Source organism: Pseudomonas sp. BN606 (assembly GCF_029873115.1).
In the GTDB taxonomy this organism is placed as follows: Bacteria; Pseudomonadota; Gammaproteobacteria; order Pseudomonadales; family Pseudomonadaceae; genus Metapseudomonas.
This window is the reverse complement of record NZ_SSOF01000078.1, coordinates 157,891-175,265: the sequence shown is the minus strand read 5'-3', so window position 1 is coordinate 175,265 and position 17,375 is coordinate 157,891. Positions and strand designations below refer to the sequence as shown.

Below are 17,375 nucleotides of genomic sequence, written 5' to 3'. Positions count from 1 at the left end.
GTGCCCTCCGCCACCGCCGAGGATGTGGACCGCGCCGTGCAGGCCGCGCGCCAGGCCTTCGATGATTCCGCCTGGAGCCGCATGCGTCCGCGCGAGCGGCAGAACCTGCTGTGGCGCCTGGCCGACCTGATGGAGCGCGATGCCCAGGAACTGGCCGAACTGGAATGCCTGAACAACGGCAAGAGCGCCGCCGTGGCCAAGGTCATGGACGTGCAGTTGGCCATCGACTTCCTCCGCTACATGGCCGGCTGGGCCACCAAGATCGAAGGCACCACGGTCGACCCGTCCCTGCCGCTGATGCCGGGCGACCAGTTCCACGGCTACATCCGCCGCGAAGCGGTGGGCGTGGTCGGCGCCATCGTCGCCTGGAACTTCCCCCTGCTGCTGGCCTGCTGGAAGCTCGGCCCGGCGCTCGCCACCGGCTGCACCGTGATCCTCAAGCCCGCCGATGAAACCCCGCTGACCGCCCTCAAGCTGGCCGAACTGGTGCTGGAAGCCGGCTACCCGGCCGGGGTGTTCAACGTCATCACCGGCACCGGCCTGAATGCCGGCGTCGCCCTCACCTGCCATCCGGGCGTGGACAAGCTGACCTTCACCGGCTCCACCGAGGTGGGCAAGCAGATCGGCAAGGCGGCCATGGACAACATGACCCGCGTGACCCTGGAACTCGGCGGCAAGTCGCCGACCATCGTCATGCCCGACGCCAACCTCGCCGAAGCCGCCGCCGGCGCCGCCAGCGCGATCTTCTTCAACCAGGGCCAGGTCTGCTGCGCCGGCTCGCGCCTGTATGTGCACCGCAAGCACTTCGACAACGTGATTGCCGACATCGCGGGCATCGCCAACGGCATGAAGCTCGGCAACGGCCTGGACCCCAGCGTGCAGATGGGCCCGCTGGTCTCCGCCAAGCAGCAAGACCGCGTCACCGGCTACATCAACCTCGGCCGCGAACTGGGCGCCACCATCGCCTGCGGCGGCGAAGGTTTCGGCCCCGGCTACTTCGTCAAGCCGACCGTGATCGTCGACGTCGACCAGCAGCACCGCCTGGTGCAGGAAGAAATCTTCGGCCCGGTGCTGGTGGCCATGCCCTTCGACGATATCGACGAGGTGGTGCGCATGGCCAACGACAACCCCTATGGCCTGGGCGCCAGCATCTGGTCCAACGACCTGTCGGCGGTGCACCGGATGATTCCGCGCATCAAGTCCGGCTCGGTCTGGGTCAACTGCCACAGCGCCCTCGACCCGGCCCTGCCCTTCGGCGGCTACAAGCTCTCCGGCGTCGGCCGCGAAATGGGCGCGGCAGCCATCGAGCACTACACCGAGCTGAAGTCGGTGCTGATCAAGCTCTGAGGGCTCCTGTGGGAGCGATTTCAATCGCGAATGAATTCGCTCCCACAAAGGTGCCAAACGACCATTCGGCACCCGGTCCGACACCGTTGTGTGGGTGAAAAAAGCGCCATCCACCCTACGAAAGCCGGCCCCAGTCAGAATGACAACGACTGCTGTCATTCGCACCCTGGTCAAAATGACACTTGAAAACCCAACCTACTGATTTGCATGGGTTTGATTACTGGCACGAAAAATGACCATTCCCCTTCGCCATCCACCATACGAAGGGAACCCCCATGAAAGTCCCCAGCATCACCCTGTGCCTTGCCCTGCTCTCCTCGCCCGTCACTTTTGCCGCAGAAGTGATATCCGAAGTCCCTGACACCACTGTCGGCAAAACGTCCGGCGGCATGACCGGGCTTATGCTCGGCGCCATTGGTGGCCCCATTGGCGCCGTGGCCGGCGCTGCCGCGGGCTACTTTGGCGGCAGCGCCGCGCAGCAATCCAGCGGTCTCGCCGAACCGGCTTACATGGTGAAGATGGATGACGGTTCGGTGCAGCGCTTCCGTTCCCCGGGCAAGCATTTCAAGCCCGGCGACGAGGTCGAGGTGCGCGGCATCCGTCTGGAAGCCGCTAAGTGACGGTGCAGCGCCCCTGACCCGCTGGGCCAGGGGCGCTGCCAAGAGCTACTTGTTCAATGCCGCTTCGGCCGCGGCGATTTCCGCCTGGCGCTTGGCGATCATGTCGCCGATGGGCGGCCCCTGGAAGCGCCGGGCCTCGAACGCGAACCAGACGATTCCCGTAAGGACCAGGAAGCCGATGGTGATGTAGAGCGCCCAGTCATTGGGCGGCTGGATGCCGATGGTGAAAATCAGCGCCATCGAGATGATCGACAGGATCGCCACCAGCGAAAACAGCCCACGCCCTAGATTCCATGGCCCCATGCGCGGCCATTTGGCAGTGCCGAAGGTAAAGAGCCCGAGCACGATGGGAATGACAAAGGAGAAGAACAGGAAGATCACAGTGCACGACACGACGATGGTGTAGACCGGCGTTTCGCCGATGGACACCAGCGACGAGCCCCAGACGAACAGAACCGCCAGGATGGCGCCGGTCCAGATCGCCGCTACCGGAGTGCGGTGGGTCGGCGAGACCGAAGCCAGTGCCTTGGATGCCGGCAGGCCACCGTCACGGGCGAAGGCGAAGATCATCCGAGAAACCGAGGTCACCGTGGCCAGGCCGCAGAGGATCTGCGAGATGAAGATGGCCAGGTAGAGCAGTTCCTTCACCGTCGAATTCACCTGGGTGTCCATGGCCCAGAAGAATACGTTCCAGCCCTGGGCCGCCGCCTGTTCCATGCTTGGCAGCATCAGCACGAAGGCGCTCAGCATCAGCCAGCCGAACAGCAGCGACCAGACCACCGACATCACCATCCCGCGCGGCACGGAATGGGCCGCCTGCATGGTTTCTTCCGAGGTGTGCGCGGAAGCGTCGTAGCCGGTGATGGTGTAGATCGGCAGCAACAGCCCGAGGAGGAAGATCCAGCTGTTGGACACTTCCGGCCAGACATTGCCACCGGCCGCGCCGGAGAAGTTGCCGAAGGTCCACAGACGAGAGAACTCGTAACTGGGCGCGGCGACCAGACAGACGATGGTCAGGGCGATGGCCGTGGCGAAGATCAGGTAGCCCGAGAAGTCCGTGAGCTTGGCCGTCAACCCGATGCCGAAGTGGTTACAAAGCGCCTGCCCGCCGGTAAGGATCGACAGGAAGATGATGCGTGTGGTGATGGTGTCTTCCATGCCCAGCATCGGCCCGAAGGCACCGAAGAAGAAGTAATAGGTGCCGACGTTGATCGCACCCAGTACCGTCACCAGCCCCAGCAGGTTGAACCAGGCGGTGAGCCAGCCCGTGAAGCGATTGCCGAGGATCGAACCCCAGTGGTACAGCCCGCCGGCGGTGGGATAGGCCGAGGCAATTTGGGCCATGGCCACGGCGAACACACCAGAGATCATGCAACCCAGGGGCCAGCCGATGCCGATGGCCGCGCCGCCGGCGCCGGATGTGCCCTGAGCCAGCGAGTTGATGCCGCCGGAAAGGATGCAAATGATGGAGAAGGAAATCGCGAAATTGGAGAAGCCGCCCATCCGTCGCGACAGCTCCTGGGCATAGCCCATGCTGTGCAACAGCTTGACGTCATCATCCTGATGCGTGGAGCCGTGTTGGCCTGCAGGATTCATCTTGGGTGCCCTTTGGTTTGGATTGGCAATGGATTGCTCCATGCGGCGGTTCGGGCACCTTCCCCGCCTGCACTGCGACAGCCTGTCGTATTGCTCCAGTCCCCTTTACAAACCGGTCAACCAGCGTGCCCGAACCCGCCGCTTGCCGGACAGCGAATCTGTCAGTAACGCTCGAATCCGCGCTGCAACTCCCAGTCGGTGATGCGTCGGTCGTACTCTTTCTGCTCCCATTCGGCGGTGTGCACGTAGTGGTCGACCACCTCGTCGCCGAAGGCCTTGCGCAGCATGTCCGAGCCCTTGAGGGCGGCAGTGGCTTCGCGCAGGGTCTTGTCGACCTCCGGGAGCTGGTCATTCACATAGGCATCCCCCTCGAATGGAGCACCCAGTTCAAGCTTTTCATCGATGCCTGCCAGGCCGGCGGCGATCAGCGCGGCAAAGGCGAGATAGGGATTGAGGTCGGCACCACCGATACGACACTCGATGCGCACCGACTTGCTGCCCTCGGCGCAAAGACGGAAACCGGCAGTGCGGTTGTCACGACTCCACACCGCGCGCGTCGGTGCGAAGGTCCCGGCCTGGAAGCGCTTGTAGGAGTTGATGTAGGGCGCGAGGAAATAGGTCACCTCGCTGGCGTACTTGAGCTGCCCGGCTACCCAGCCGCGCATGAGTTTGGACATGCCGAACTCGTCCTTGGGATCGTAGAACAGCGGCTTCTTGCCCTTCTTGTCCCAAAGCGAACTGTGGATGTGGCAACTGGAGCCGGCCAGGTCGTAGCGCCACTTGGACATGAAGGTGATCGACTTGCCCTGCTGGTACGCGATTTCCTTGCAGGCGTGCTTGATGATCGCGTGGCGGTCGGCCATGGTCAGGGCGTCTGCATAGCGGACGTTGATCTCTTCCTGCCCCGGCCCCCATTCCCCTTTCGAGTTCTCGACCGGCACACCGCTGGCTTGCAGGTGCTTGCGAATCGCCCGCAGCACCGGCTCCTCACGGGTGGTCTGGAGGATGCTGTAGTCCTCGATGTAGTGCGCGGCCGTCTTCGGATGGCTGTAGTTGCGCTTGTGGATGGCGTCGTAGCTTTCATCGAAGAGATAGAACTCCAGCTCCGAGGCGAACATCCCGGTGTAACCGCGCTCGGCCAGCCGCGCCACCTGCTTCCTGAGGATGGCGCGCGGACTGTGGGGCAGGTCTTCGCGGTGGTGATGATCCAGTACGTCGCAGAGCACCAGCGCCGTACATTCCAGCCAGGGCACCCGACGCAGGGTGCTCATGTCGGGCTTCAGAACGAAGTCACCGTAGCCCTTGCTCCAACTCGCCGCCGCGTAGCCGGGCACCGGCTCCATGTCGATGTCGTCGGCCAGCAGGTAGTTGCAGCAGTGGGTTTCTTCGTATGCGCTGTCGACGAAGAACTCAGCCTGGAAGCGCTTGCCAACCAATCGTCCCTGCATGTCCACCATGCAGGCCAGCACCGTATCGATCTCGCCGCTGGCTACGGCTTTCTTGAGTTCGTCGAAGCTGAGGAGTGGTTCGCTCATCTGGCGGTCCTTCGATGGGGGGACTGCCGAAAGCTTAGTTCAGGAATGGAAAGTGCAAGGATTACCCGCACCAGGACGGTGCGAACGGTGCAGATCGGGGAACTTATGGGGGTTTTAGCGGCCGTCTCGGACTCGTCACATCACTGTGGGAGCGAATTCATTCGCAAATGCGGACCGAAGGTCTGCCAATCGATTTTGCAGGGGGCGACCGCGTCGCTCTTCGCGAATGAATTCGCTCCTACAGGGGAACGGTTCGGCGCCACTCAAAAAAAACCGGCAGGCGTGAAGGCGCCCGCCGGAAATCGAGGGTTTGGATCAGTGGGAGATGCAGACCGACTTCAGCTCGGTGTACGCCTCGATCACTGCGCGGCCGAACTCGCGGCCCATGCCGGACTGCTTGACGCCGCCGAAGGGCATGTTCGGGTCCAGCAGCACGTGGGCGTTGACCCACACGGTGCCGGCTTCGATACGCGGTACCAGGTTCATCGCCTTGGACAGATCGTTGGTCCAAAGGCTGGCCGCCAGGCCGTAAACGCTGTCGTTGGCCAGTTCGATCATGGCGTCCTCATCGGTGAAGGGGATCACCGACAGCACCGGGCCGAAGACCTCTTCGCGAGACACGGTCATGTCGTGGTTCACGTCAGCCAGCACGGTGGGCTGGACGAAGAAACCCTCGCCTTCCAGGCGCTCGCCGCCGGCCACCACGCGGGCACCTTCCTGGCGGGCCAAGTCGATGTGCTTGAGCACGTTCTGCTGCTGCTTGAACGACACCAGCGGGTTGATCGCCGCTTCCTGGTCCATGCCCGGGCCGATGGAGAGACCTTTCACCGCAGCGGCCAGGCCCTGGACGAATTCCTCGTAGATGGACTGGTGCACGTAGAAGCGCGAGGCCGCGGCGCAAACCTGGCCGTTATTCAGCAGACCGCCGAGCAGCGCGCCCTGCACCGCCTTCTCCACGTCGGCATCGGCCAGCAGGATCATCGGGTTCTTGCCGCCCAGCTCCAGAGCGAAGCGGGTCATGTTCTCCATGCAGGCCACGCCAACGCTCTTGCCTACAGCGGTGGAACCGGTGAAGGACACCTTGCTGATCAGCGGGTGCGACGCCAGGGCGTTGCCCACGGTGCTGCCGCCGCCGGTGACGACGTTGAACACGCCCGCCGGGATGCCCGCCTCGAAGGCCAGTTCGGCCAGGCGCAGGGCGGTCAGCGGGGTTTCGCTGGCGGGCTTGATGACCACGGTGCAGCCGGTGGCGAGCGCCGGCATTGCCTTCCAGGTGGTGATCATCAGCGGGAAGTTCCACGGCACGATGCCGGCGACCACACCCACCGGCTCACGACGAGCGAAGGCCGTGAAACGCGAGCCCGGCGGGATCGGGATCGACACGTCCATGGTCTGGCCTTCGATCTTGGTCGCCCAACCGGCCATGTAGCGCATGAACTCGACGGTAGCGCCGACATCCAGCATGCGCGACATGTTGATCGACTTGCCCTGGCTCAGGGTTTCCAGCTGGGCCAGCTCTTCCGCATTCTCTTCCACGAGGGCGGCAAAACGCAGCAGGATGCGCTCGCGATCGGCCGGACGCAGGCCGGACCAGACGCGAGACTTGAACGCCTTGTGGGCGGACTGCACGGCACGATCCAGGTACTCCAGCGGCACGTCCGGCACGTGGGAGATGGCTTCGCCGGTAGCAGGGTTCAGCACCGGGGTAGTCGGGCCTTCCGGCAGCACCCACTGGCCATCGATGAAGCAACCGTGGCGGCGCTCCAGGAATGCCGCCACCTGCGGCAGGATTTCAACCTTGCTCATGCTCGATCCTCTTTAACCGTGGGCCGGGCGCCTGCCCGGCACCATCATTTCTGTGCACCCAGGAAGCAGCCGACCGCGCGACGATCGTCAGCGCTGGCCATACCGGCATAGGGCATGTAGGTACCGGCGACGAAGCCCTGGGGTTGGGCAATGAACTGCTCCAGGCTGTCCAGCTTCCATTCCACCGCTTTGGTCTTCATCGCCTGGGAGTAGCTGAAACCAGCCAGACTGCCGGACGTGCGTCCGTACAGGCCATGAAGGTTCGGGCCCATCATGGCCGGGCCACCCTGCTTGGCCGAATGGCATACCGAGCAGTCGCTGCCGAATAGCGTCTCGCCCTTCTGCACCTGTTCCGGCGCGCAGTCCGCTGCCAGCACCGATTGGGCCATCAGCAGCGACAGCACGCCGAACAGTAGCCCCTCATTGCGTTTGTGCATCTACTCACCACCTCGATCATCTACAAGCCCGCCCGCGCTGCCACTACGGCACACGCGGAAACAGGGCCGATGTCCGGATTCTCGGCGCTGACGGGATTCGAGGTTTTTTTGTGTGTGCCAGACGTGTTGGCAGGGCTGCCAGGTGTTGGCGGCAGGGAAACCTGTAGATGGGGCGAATTCGTTCGCTATGTCTGCGTTAGCTGTTGCGAGAGATTTACCATCGAGCCAAGAGCGTTGTAGGAACTGGCTTGCCGGCGAAACGCGGCCATTCGCTGGCAAGCCAGCTCCTACGGGCAGTGCAGTTGCTTGCAACACGTCATGCAGACAGAGCCAATTCATTCGCCAGGTAGGACGCAGTCCTGCCCTGCAACCTCTCTGGGGGCAGCTGCGCCGCCCTTGGCGATTGAAATCGCCCCTACAGGGCCACTGCCTCCCCTACAACAACGTTCAAGCCTGGCTGTACTGCTTGCGGTACTCGCTGGGCGACACGCCGAAACGCGCCTTGAAGGCGGTGGAGAAGTAGCTGGAGTCAGTGAAACCCCAGGCGTAGCCAAGGGCGGAGAGTTTCTGCTCGCCACCAGAGTGGCGGAGGCTTTCGGCGCAGAAGTCCAGGCGACGGTTCTTGATGTACTGCGCCACCACCAGGCCCTTCTTGGCGAACATGCGGTAGAGGCCACGTACCGAAACCCCCACTTCGCGAGCGATGGTTTCCGGGCAAAGCTCTTCGGCGCAGATGTTCTCGTCGATGAAGCGCAGGGTCTTGCGGAACAGGCGCTCGTGGGCATCCTGCTCGGCTTCGGCTGAGCTCAGGGCCGGGCGCAGCAGACTGATCATTGCCTCCAGGGTGGCTTCGCTCTCGGGCAGGCTGAGGCTGTCCTGACGGGTCGATTCGATGATCAGCCGATTGGCCATCACCGCCACGGGCGAGCTGGCCGGAATGCGCTGGGCACAGCGCACGCCGGAGAAGCGCAGGCCCTGCTCCACGATGTGGCGCGGCACGATCAGCGACAACTGGCGAGAGTTCTCGTGATAGACGAAGTCACTCGGCAGCGTGGAGTCGATCAGGGTGATGTCGCCGGGTGCCAGCTCGATGCTGTTACCGGCCTGTTCCATACCGGCGCGGCCGGCGAGCTGGAAGGCCAGGTAGAAGTGCTTGCCTTCGCTCTGCGCCACTTCCTTGGGCGTGCGGAACAGGCGCGCTTGGGCCACGTCCACGAAGCTCAGCTTGATGGCGCCGGCCTTGTGCTCGCGGATCGCCCCGGAAAATTCCGAGCCAAGCAACTTGGCCCCGAAACGGCCGCAGACCTGGTTGATGCCTTGCAGCCACTCGTCGAAGCGGTCTGCCCTTACTGATTGTGCACTCATCATGGCTTTCTCAGCCTCACGCTAGGCGTTGTTCTTGTCGTTATCCGGCAGTGCCGGGTTCACCTCGTCCGTGACTGCCGCCCTCCCGGGCGGCTGCTTTACCTCAATCCACCGAATCGCTGATAGAAGCTCTCCCCGGCGTCGGGCAACGGACCATCCGCGGTTTCCAGCGCCGCGTTCAGCCATTCCTCTGCCTTGGCAAAGATGAGTCGGTAGATATTGCGGCACAGTTGGCGCGCCGCGCGGCCTTCCCAATCGCCCGGAAGGAGTTCGTCGGGCAGTTGCGGGTCACGCAGCAGCAATTTGCGGTATTCGTGGATCAGCAAGGTTCGGGCCACAAAGCAGTCGGCCGGCTGCAGGTTCTCCTGCTCCCGCAGGGCTTGCCAGAGCGGGCGGAACAGCTGGATGAACTCGCTGTAGTGCGCGCCCAGCTCATCGATGTTCCAACTCTCGCGAACCTGCATGCGCAGGGCCTTGGAGGCCAGCACGTCCTGGGAGCGGGTTTCGAAAATGATGCTGTCTTCAACGGCGTCCAGTTCCTGCAGGGTCGCAGTCAGATCCACCCGGTCGCAACGCGGATTGGCCAGCACGGTGGGTGAAATCGCACCAAAACCTTGCCATTCCAGCTCTTCGCGCACCTGTTTGCGCTTGTCCTGGGGCAATTGCGACAGCATCACCAGCGACCAGGCACCATCCCAGGCCGGAACACTGGAGCTGTACACCCGCTTGAAGGCCTTCTCGAACCGCCGCCGACCGGTGCCGGTCAGGCTGTAGTAGCTGCGTCGGCCAACCTTTTCTGCACTCAGCCAGCCTTCCTTGGTCAGGCGGAAGATCGAGGTACGGATCAGCCGTTCGTTGATACCCATGGGCTCCAGCAACTGGATCAGGCTGCCCAGCCAGACAGTACCGCCGTGGGGCTCGATGGCATCGCCGTAGAGGGTGATGATCAGCGAGCTGGCACGAATGGGCGTCTGCTGCTGGAAGCGGGTGACGAGTTGGTCCAAGGGCACGAGCGAAGTCATGGGCATACTGGAAACGGAAAAGATGCCGAATATACCCGCAGGCTCATCGGCATGACCATCGGGGAACACCCCCGGTGTGCGAAGACCGCACTCATTGCGACGAAGTACCTTTCGGACGCAGGCCACGATCGGTTATGCGGGCGCGATCAGCCTCCACCTCGGACAACGGCTCGCAAGCCACCATATTCTCCAGGCAACGCCGGGCCAGCAGCTGGTACTCCCGGGTACCGGCCTGCTTCCAGGTCACTTCCTCGTCGCTGAGGCTGCGCTTGACCTGCGCCGGCGCGCCCATCACCAGCGACTGAGCCTCACAGCTGAAACCGGCCTTGACGAAGGCGGTGGCGGAAACGAAGGAGCGCGCACCAATCCGCGCGCCGTCCATCACTACCGCGTTCATCCCCACCAGGGCGTCTTCACCGATGCGGCAACCGTGCAGCACGGCACCGTGGCCGATATGGCCATTGCGCTCGACCACCGTGTCGCTCTCGGGGAAGCCATGCATCACGCAGGTGTCCTGGATGTTGGCGCCCTCCTCCAGGATGATCCGGCCGAAATCGCCACGCAGGCTGGCCAGGGGCCCGACGTAGCAACCCGGGCCGATGATCACATCGCCGATCAGCACCGCGCTGGGATGCACGTAGGCGGTGGGATGCACCACCGGGGTCAATCCGTCGAGGCTGTAGCAAGTCATCGCAGGGCTCCTTCTTCCTATAGGCTCACGCCGCACCGTGGCGACGGCTCTGCACGGTAACGAAGCGACGGGAAACGAAAGCACCGTCGGTGATAGAGGCGTTGGCCGCCGGATTGCCACCGCTGGCATGGAAATCGCTGAAGGCCGCGGACTGGTTGACGAACACGCCGCCATCGAAGTTGACCGACAGGGCTACGGCAACCTCCTGGGACAGCTGCTCTGCCTGGTCCAGAACGTCCTCGTCGGTGGAGTACACACCCAGGGTCAGGGCGCCCTTCTCGGCGATCACCTCACCGGCCAGACGCAGACTGTGCGCGGTGTCGTCGGTGGCGATGACAAAGGCGATGGGGCCGAAACGCTCCTCGGAATAGGCTTCGCGGTCAGCGGCCTCCACCTTCAGCAGCAGCGGCGTGTGGATGCGCGCGCCAGGGAACTGCGGATGCTCGCGAGATTCGCTATCGAGCAGCACCTCGCCCAGTTGGCGGCAAGCCTGTATGCGCTGGGCGGTGGCTTGGGACTGGATGGCACCGATCACCGCGCAAGCACGCTCGTTGTCGGCGAGGAAGCTCTTCACAGCACCGGCCAGTGCCTGGGCGACCTCATCGAAGCTCAGTTGCTCGTCACCGTTACGGATACCGCCCCGGGGTACATAGATAGCCTGGGTGGTGGTGCACATCTGCCCGGAATAGAGGCTGAGGGAGAAAGCCAGGTTGCGCGCCACGGCCTTGATGTCGCGCACGCTATCGATGATCACGCTGTTGATGCCAGCCTTCTCGGTGAACACCTGGGCCTGGCGGGCGTTATCTTCCAGCCAGTTGCCGAAAGTGATGGAACCGGTGAAGTCCACCAGTTTCACGCGCGGGTCCAGGGCCAGTTTCTGACTGACCGGAGCGTCAGGCGTATCCACCACCAGGCTCACCAACGCGGGATCGAAGCCCAGTTCGGCCAGCACGTCCTGGGCGACCTTGACGCTCATGGCCACCGGCAGGATGGAACCGGGGTGTGCCTTCACCAGCACCGGATTGCCGGTGGCAAGGCTGGCGAACAGGCCAGGATAGGTGTTCCAGGTGGGGAATGTCGAGCAGGCGATCACCAGCGACAGGCCGCGCGGGACGATGTGCCAGCGCTTGTCGAGCACCAGCGGGTCCTGCTTGCCCTGAGGTTTGGTCCAACGCGCTGCTTCCGGCACCTCGGCCATGGCTCGCCAGGCGTAGGCCAGCACTTCCAGACCACGGTCCTGGGCGTGAGGGCCGCCAGCCTGGAAGGCCATCATGTAGGCCTGGCCGCTGGTGTGCATGACGGCATGGGCCAGTGTCGGGCTGAGGGCGTTCAGCCGCTGGAGGATTTCCAGGCAAGCGCCAACCCGCGCCTTCGGCCCGGTATCACGCCAAGCCGGCAGCGCCGCCTGCAGCCGCGACAGCAGCTCGTCCGCGTCGTACTGGTCGTAAGTCACACCCAGGTCGAAGCCATAGGGCGAACGCTCGGCGCCTGCTCGACCAACCGATTGCGGACCTGCCAGGACGAAATGCTGGCCAAGCAGTGACTCGAAGGCAGCCTGGGCATCTTTTACCGACTCTTCCGGGTACTGCTTGAGGCTTTCCGGGAAGGGCGACCAGTAGCCGCGCTCGCTGATGGCCTGGACGGCGCGCTCAAGGGTGCCGCGATGATGCTCGAACAGCTCGAGGGCGGCGGCGCGGGCGGTGGTCGACATAGAAAAACTCCTCAACTGGGCAGATGAAGCCACAAGGTGGCGCAAAGCGATTCGCTAGATACTGAATTTTGTATCACATCACTCTGCAACATAGAAGCTCAAGCACCTGTATCAGATGACGACCGGTAATCGGTACGTATCACGCGCCCTTAAACAATGATAAACCCGAGTAACCACGGCCTTTCCATGCACATGACCGGGCCTTTCAATCTGTTCTTTTGTAGTAAAGACAGAAGATATGAGACACATAAATCATATCTCCAATTCTTGTTTTGTATCGCTTTGTGGTTATACTCCGGCCAAAGTCGCCCCGCCCTCAGCGCGGCAGACACAGGAAGGGACCCCACCCGAACCCACTAATAAGAGCGGCTCGCCAAAGGGCCGCGCGTGCACCTGAGGAAGAGTCGAAATGCCTCGTACCCTTGCTGTCCTGCCGCCTGAGCAGGGTGTCCGCCTGATCACCCTGCAGCGCCCGGAAGCGCTCAACGCGCTCAACACCGAGCTGTTGGGTGAGCTGGCCGCCGAACTGGATGCCGCCGAGCAGGACGCCGAGACCCGCGTCGTGGTCATCACCGGCAGCCGCAAGGCCTTTGCCGCCGGCGCCGATATCAAGGAAATGGCCGAGCGCGACCTGGTGGGCATCCTCAATGACCCGCGCCTGGCCTACTGGCAACGCATCACCCGTTTCAGCAAGCCGCTGATCGCCGCCATCAATGGCTTCTGCCTGGGCGGCGGCTGCGAACTGGCCATGCACGCAGACATCCTGATCGCCGGCGAAGACGCCCGCTTCGGCCAGCCGGAAATCAACCTGGGGATCATGCCCGGCGCCGGTGGCACCCAGCGCCTGCTGCGCGCGGTCGGCAAATCCCTGGCCATGCAGATGGTGCTCACCGGCGAAGCCATCGACGCCCGGCATGCCCAGCGCGCCGGCCTGGTCAGCGAAGTGACCCAACCCGAATTCACCGTCGAGCGCGCCATCGCCATCGGCCGCGTCATCGCTCAGAAGGCGCCTCTGGCGGTGCGTCTCGCCAAGGAAGCGCTGCTCAAGGCCGAAGACACCGACCTCGCCAGCGGCCTGCGCTTCGAGCGCCACGCCTTCACCCTGCTGGCCGGCACCCGCGACCGCGACGAAGGCATCCGTGCCTTCCAGGAAAAGCGCCGCCCCGAATTCACCGGCCAGTAAGCACTGACCGTCCGCCCCTTCGAACTCCGTAGAGCGCCAAAGCCATGAACTTAGAGCACATCCTGTTTTCCATCGAGGCTGGCGTCGCCACCCTCAGCCTCAACCGCCCGGAGCAACTGAACAGCTTCAACGCCAAGATGCATGGCGAAGTCCGCGAAGCCCTCAAGCAGGTGCGCCAGAACCCCGAGGTCCGCGTCCTCCTGCTGACTGGCGAAGGCCGCGGTTTCTGCGCCGGCCAGGACCTGGGCGACCGCAATGTGGCCCCCGGTGCTGCCGCACCGGACCTGGGCGAGTCCATCGAGAAGTTCTACAACCCGCTGATCCGCGCCCTGCGCGACCTGCCGCTGCCGGTAATCTGCGCCGTCAACGGCGTGGCCGCCGGTGCTGGCGCCAACATTCCGCTGGCCTGCGACCTGGTCCTGGCTGGCCGTTCCGCCAGCTTCATCCAGGCCTTCTGCAAGATCGGCCTGATTCCGGATTCCGGCGGTACCTGGACCCTCCCGCGCCTGGTCGGCATGGCCCGCGCCAAGGCCCTGACCCTGCTGGGCGACCGCCTGACCGCCGAGCAGGCCGAACAGTGGGGCCTGATCTACCGCGTGGTGGACGACGCCGCCCTGCGCGAGGAAGCCCAGAAGCTCGCCCGTCACCTGGCCACCCAGCCGACCTACGGCCTGGCCCTGATCAAGCGCAGCCTCAACGCGAGCCTGAACAACAGCTTCGACGAGCAACTGGACCTCGAACGCGACCTGCAGCGCCTTGCTGGCCGCAGCGAGGACTACCGCGAAGGCGTCAGCGCCTTCATGGAAAAGCGCACCCCGGCCTTCAAAGGACGCTGAGCCCATGCCCGCCCTTCATACTTCCGCCACCGTCGCCGTGATCGGCGCCGGCGCCATGGGTGCCGGTATCGCCCAGGTCGCCGCCCAGGCTGGCCATCCGGTCAAGCTCTATGACAACCGCCCTGGCGCTTCCGCCCAGGCCATCGACGGCATCGACCGCCAGCTCGGCCGCCTGGTGGAGAAGAACAAGCTCTCTGCCGAAAATCGCGCCGCTATCGTCGCCCGCCTGCAACCGGTGGAAGCCATCGAGGCCCTGGCCGATTCCAGCCTGGTGATCGAGGCGATCGTAGAGAACCTGGAGGTCAAGCGTGGCCTGCTGCGCCAGCTCGAAGCGCTGTGCAGCAGCGACTGCATCCTCGCAAGCAACACTTCTTCCCTGTCCATCACCAGCCTGGCCGCCGGCCTCAAGCATCCGGGCCGGGTCGTCGGCATGCATTTCTTCAACCCGGCACCGCTGATGGCGCTGGTGGAGATCGTCTCTGGCCTGGCCAGCGACCGCGACCTCGCCGAAGGCCTGTACGAAACCGCCAGGGCCTGGGGCAAGCAGCCGGTACATACCCGCTCCACCCCCGGGTTCATCGTCAACCGCGTGGCGCGTCCCTTCTATGCCGAAAGCCTGCGCCTTTTGCAGGAAGGCGCCGCCGACTGCGCCACACTCGACGCATTGATGCGTGACGCGGGCGGCTTCCGCATGGGCGCCTTCGAACTGACCGACCTGATCGGCCATGACGTCAACTACGCCGTCACCTGCTCGGTGTTCGACGCCTACTACGGCGACTTCCGCTTCCAGCCCTCGCTGATCCAGAAGGAACTGGTGGACGCCGGCCGTCTGGGCCGCAAGAGCGGTCACGGTTTCTACAGCTATGCCGAAGGCGCCGAACGTCCGCAGCCGGCCGAGCTGACCAGCGACGCCAGCGTGGAGTCCTGCGTGGTGGAAGGCAGCCTGGGGGTTGCCGAGCCCCTGGTACAGCGCCTGGTGGACGCCGGCGTGAAGGTGGTCCGCCGCGACGGCAAGGGCCTGCTGCGGGTAGGTGACGCAGTAATCGCCCTGTCCGACGGCCGTCTCGCCAGCCAGCGTTCCCGTGAAGACGGCCTCATCAACCTGGTGCTGATCGACCTCGCGCTGGATTACAGCAAGGCCAGCCGCCTTGGCATCGCCTGCGCCACGAGCACGTCCGGAGAGGCTCGCGACCAGGCGGTCGCGCTGCTGCAGCGCGCCGGCCTGAAGGTCAGCCAACTCAACGACATTCCGGGCCTCGCCGTGCTGCGCACCGTGGCCATGCTCGCCAACGAAGGTGCCGATGCCGTGCTGCAGGGCGTGGGTTCGGCTGGCGACATCGACCTGGCCATGCGTGCCGGCGTGAACTATCCGCAAGGGCCGCTGGCCTGGGCCGATGCCATCGGCCTGACGGAAGTCCTGCGCACCCTGGAAAACCTCCAGACCGCCTATGGCGAAGAGCGCTACCGCCCTTCCCTGCTGCTGCGTCGCCAGGTTGCCGAAGGGAGGAACTTCCGTGACTAACCACGAAGCCCTTTCCCTTGCCGAAGCCTGCGGCAGCGCACTGTTCGAGCGCGATTCTGCCAGCCAGGCCATGGGCATGCGCCTGCTCTCGGTCGCACCGGGCCAGGCCCGCGTCGGCATGAGCGTGCGCGACGACATGGTCCAGGGCCACGGCACCTGCCACGGCGGCTACCTGTTTGCCCTGGCCGACTCGGCCTTCGCGTTCGCCTGCAACACCTATAACGAAGCCACCGTGGCCATCGGTTGCAGCATCGACTACGTAGCCCCGGCGCGCCTCGGCGACACCCTCACCGCCCAGGCCGTCGAGCAAAGCCGCAGCGGCCGCACCGGCAACTACGACGTACGCATCGAAAACCAGAACGGACAACTGATCGCCCTCTTCCACGGCAAGTCCTACAAAGTGCGCGGCTCGGTACTCGCGCAGGAGACCCCTGATGAATGACGCCCTGATTATCGACGCCGTACGTACGCCTATCGGCCGCTACGCCGGTGCCCTGTCCGCGGTGCGTGCCGATGACCTCGGCGCCGTGCCCATGCGCGCGCTGATGCAGCGCCATCCCGAACTGGACTGGAGCGCCATCGACGACGTGATCTACGGCTGCGCCAACCAGGCCGGCGAAGACAACCGCAACGTCGCACGCATGTCCGCCCTGCTCGCCGGCCTGCCGGTGACCGTACCCGGCACCACCCTGAACCGCCTCTGCGGCTCCGGCCTGGACGCCATCGGCAACGCCGCCCGTGCCCTGCGCTGCGGTGAAACCGGCCTGATGATCGCCGGCGGCGTGGAATCCATGTCGCGTGCACCCTTCGTGATGGGCAAGGCGGAAAGTGCCTTCTCTCGCCAGGCGGACATCTTCGACACCACCATCGGCTGGCGCTTCGTCAACCCGTTGATGAAGAGCCAGTTCGGCATCGACTCCATGCCGGAGACCGCCGAGAACGTGGCCGAGCAATTCAACGTTTCCCGCGAGGACCAGGACGCTTTCGCCCTGCGTAGCCAGCAGCGCGCCGCCGCAGCCCAGGCCAATGGTCGACTGGCGAAAGAAATCGTCCCGGTGGAAATTCCCCAGCGCAAAGGCCCGCCGAAGATCGTCGAGCAGGATGAGCATCCGCGCGGCGACACCACCCTGGAACAGCTGGCCAAGCTGGGCACGCCGTTCCGTCAGGGCGGCAGCATCACCGCCGGCAATGCCTCGGGTGTGAACGACGGCGCCTGCGCCCTGCTGCTGGCCAGCAGTGCCGCGGCCGAACGCCACGGCCTCAAGGCCCGCGCCCGCGTGGTGGGCATGGCGACCGCCGGCGTCGAGCCGCGCATCATGGGCATCGGCCCGGTACCGGCGACCCGCAAGGTGCTGGAACTGACTGGCCTGTCGCTGGCCGAAATGGACGTGATCGAGCTCAACGAAGCCTTCGCAGCCCAGGGCCTCGCCGTTCTGCGTGAGCTGGGCGTGGCCGACAACGATCCGCGCGTGAACCCCAACGGCGGCGCCATCGCACTCGGCCACCCGCTGGGCATGAGCGGCGCACGCCTGGTCACCACCGCCCTGCACGAACTGGAAGAACGCCAGGGCCGCTACGCCCTCTGCACCATGTGCATCGGCGTGGGTCAGGGCATCGCCCTGATCATTGAAAGGCTCTGAAACGCAAGAACCGAGATCTGAAAAACGGGTGAGGAGTATCCTCTTCCTCAGCACTCAGAAGCCT

At 64.4% G+C, this 17,375-nt stretch carries 15 protein-coding genes; 7 read left to right on the top strand and 8 right to left on the bottom strand.

What is annotated here, in order from left to right; translation table 11 throughout:
- Together E8E75_RS21145 and E8E75_RS21140 are read left to right on the top strand one after the other, a co-directional pair.
- Positions 1-1,347 (top strand): aldehyde dehydrogenase family protein (locus E8E75_RS21145; RefSeq protein WP_280358939.1); only part of this gene is annotated, 1,347 nt, incomplete at its 5' end.
- Positions 1,348-1,622: 275 nt separating this feature from the next.
- Complete coding sequence (locus E8E75_RS21140) at positions 1,623-1,967, top strand: hypothetical protein (protein WP_120651405.1); 345 nt, start codon at positions 1,623-1,625, stop codon at positions 1,965-1,967.
- Between the two features lie 45 nt (positions 1,968-2,012).
- On the opposite strand, the gene E8E75_RS21135 is transcribed toward E8E75_RS21140, so the two are convergent.
- The 8 genes from E8E75_RS21135 to paaN form a co-directional block, all read right to left on the bottom strand.
- Entirely contained in the window at positions 2,013-3,563 is a 1,551-nt protein-coding gene (locus tag E8E75_RS21135) for an amino acid permease (protein WP_120655216.1), read from the bottom strand.
- 161 nt (positions 3,564-3,724) lie between these two features.
- Complete coding sequence (locus E8E75_RS21130) at positions 3,725-5,098, bottom strand: glutamine synthetase family protein (RefSeq protein ID WP_120651406.1); 1,374 nt, start codon at positions 5,096-5,098, stop codon at positions 3,725-3,727.
- 315 nt (positions 5,099-5,413) lie between these two features.
- Positions 5,414-6,904 (bottom strand): aldehyde dehydrogenase family protein, encoded by a 1,491-nt coding sequence (locus tag E8E75_RS21125; protein ID WP_120651407.1) that lies wholly within the window; start codon positions 6,902-6,904, stop codon positions 5,414-5,416.
- Between the two features lie 44 nt (positions 6,905-6,948).
- Complete coding sequence (locus E8E75_RS21120) at positions 6,949-7,341, bottom strand: c-type cytochrome (protein ID WP_153920333.1); 393 nt, start codon at positions 7,339-7,341, stop codon at positions 6,949-6,951.
- A gap of 447 nt (positions 7,342-7,788) precedes the next feature.
- Complete coding sequence (gene feaR / locus E8E75_RS21115; RefSeq protein WP_120651409.1) at positions 7,789-8,709, bottom strand: transcriptional regulator FeaR; 921 nt, start codon at positions 8,707-8,709, stop codon at positions 7,789-7,791.
- 95 nt (positions 8,710-8,804) lie between these two features.
- The gene (gene paaX / locus E8E75_RS21110; protein WP_153920331.1) at positions 8,805-9,728 is read right to left on the bottom strand and encodes a phenylacetic acid degradation operon negative regulatory protein PaaX; all 924 of its coding nucleotides are present in this window, start codon (positions 9,726-9,728) and stop codon (positions 8,805-8,807) included.
- Between the two features lie 91 nt (positions 9,729-9,819).
- Positions 9,820-10,419 carry a phenylacetic acid degradation protein PaaY gene (paaY, locus tag E8E75_RS21105; RefSeq protein ID WP_120651410.1) on the bottom strand — a complete coding sequence of 200 codons (600 nt, stop codon included), beginning with the start codon at positions 10,417-10,419 and terminating at the stop codon, positions 9,820-9,822.
- A gap of 25 nt (positions 10,420-10,444) precedes the next feature.
- Positions 10,445-12,130, bottom strand: a complete 1,686-nt coding sequence (paaN, locus tag E8E75_RS21100; RefSeq protein ID WP_153920329.1) for a phenylacetic acid degradation protein PaaN — start codon at positions 12,128-12,130, stop codon at positions 10,445-10,447.
- A gap of 409 nt (positions 12,131-12,539) precedes the next feature.
- Here paaN and paaF point away from each other — a divergent pair, with 409 nt between their 5' ends.
- The 5 genes from paaF to pcaF are packed head-to-tail and all read left to right on the top strand — an operon-like array spanning position 12,540 to position 17,311.
- The gene (gene paaF / locus E8E75_RS21095; RefSeq protein ID WP_120651412.1) at positions 12,540-13,313 is read left to right on the top strand and encodes a 2,3-dehydroadipyl-CoA hydratase PaaF; all 774 of its coding nucleotides are present in this window, start codon (positions 12,540-12,542) and stop codon (positions 13,311-13,313) included.
- Positions 13,314-13,357: 44 nt separating this feature from the next.
- Positions 13,358-14,149 (top strand): 2-(1,2-epoxy-1,2-dihydrophenyl)acetyl-CoA isomerase PaaG, encoded by a 792-nt coding sequence (paaG, locus tag E8E75_RS21090; protein ID WP_153920327.1) that lies wholly within the window; start codon positions 13,358-13,360, stop codon positions 14,147-14,149.
- 4 nt (positions 14,150-14,153) lie between these two features.
- Complete coding sequence (gene paaH / locus E8E75_RS21085) at positions 14,154-15,671, top strand: 3-hydroxyacyl-CoA dehydrogenase PaaH (protein ID WP_153920325.1); 1,518 nt, start codon at positions 14,154-14,156, stop codon at positions 15,669-15,671.
- Positions 15,664-16,113 (top strand): hydroxyphenylacetyl-CoA thioesterase PaaI, encoded by a 450-nt coding sequence (paaI, locus tag E8E75_RS21080; RefSeq protein ID WP_120651415.1) that lies wholly within the window; start codon positions 15,664-15,666, stop codon positions 16,111-16,113. Before paaH ends, paaI begins: the two co-directional genes overlap by 8 nt.
- Complete coding sequence (pcaF, locus tag E8E75_RS21075) at positions 16,106-17,311, top strand: 3-oxoadipyl-CoA thiolase (RefSeq protein ID WP_153920323.1); 1,206 nt, start codon at positions 16,106-16,108, stop codon at positions 17,309-17,311. Before paaI ends, pcaF begins: the two co-directional genes overlap by 8 nt.
- Positions 17,312-17,375: the final 64 nt, after the last annotated feature.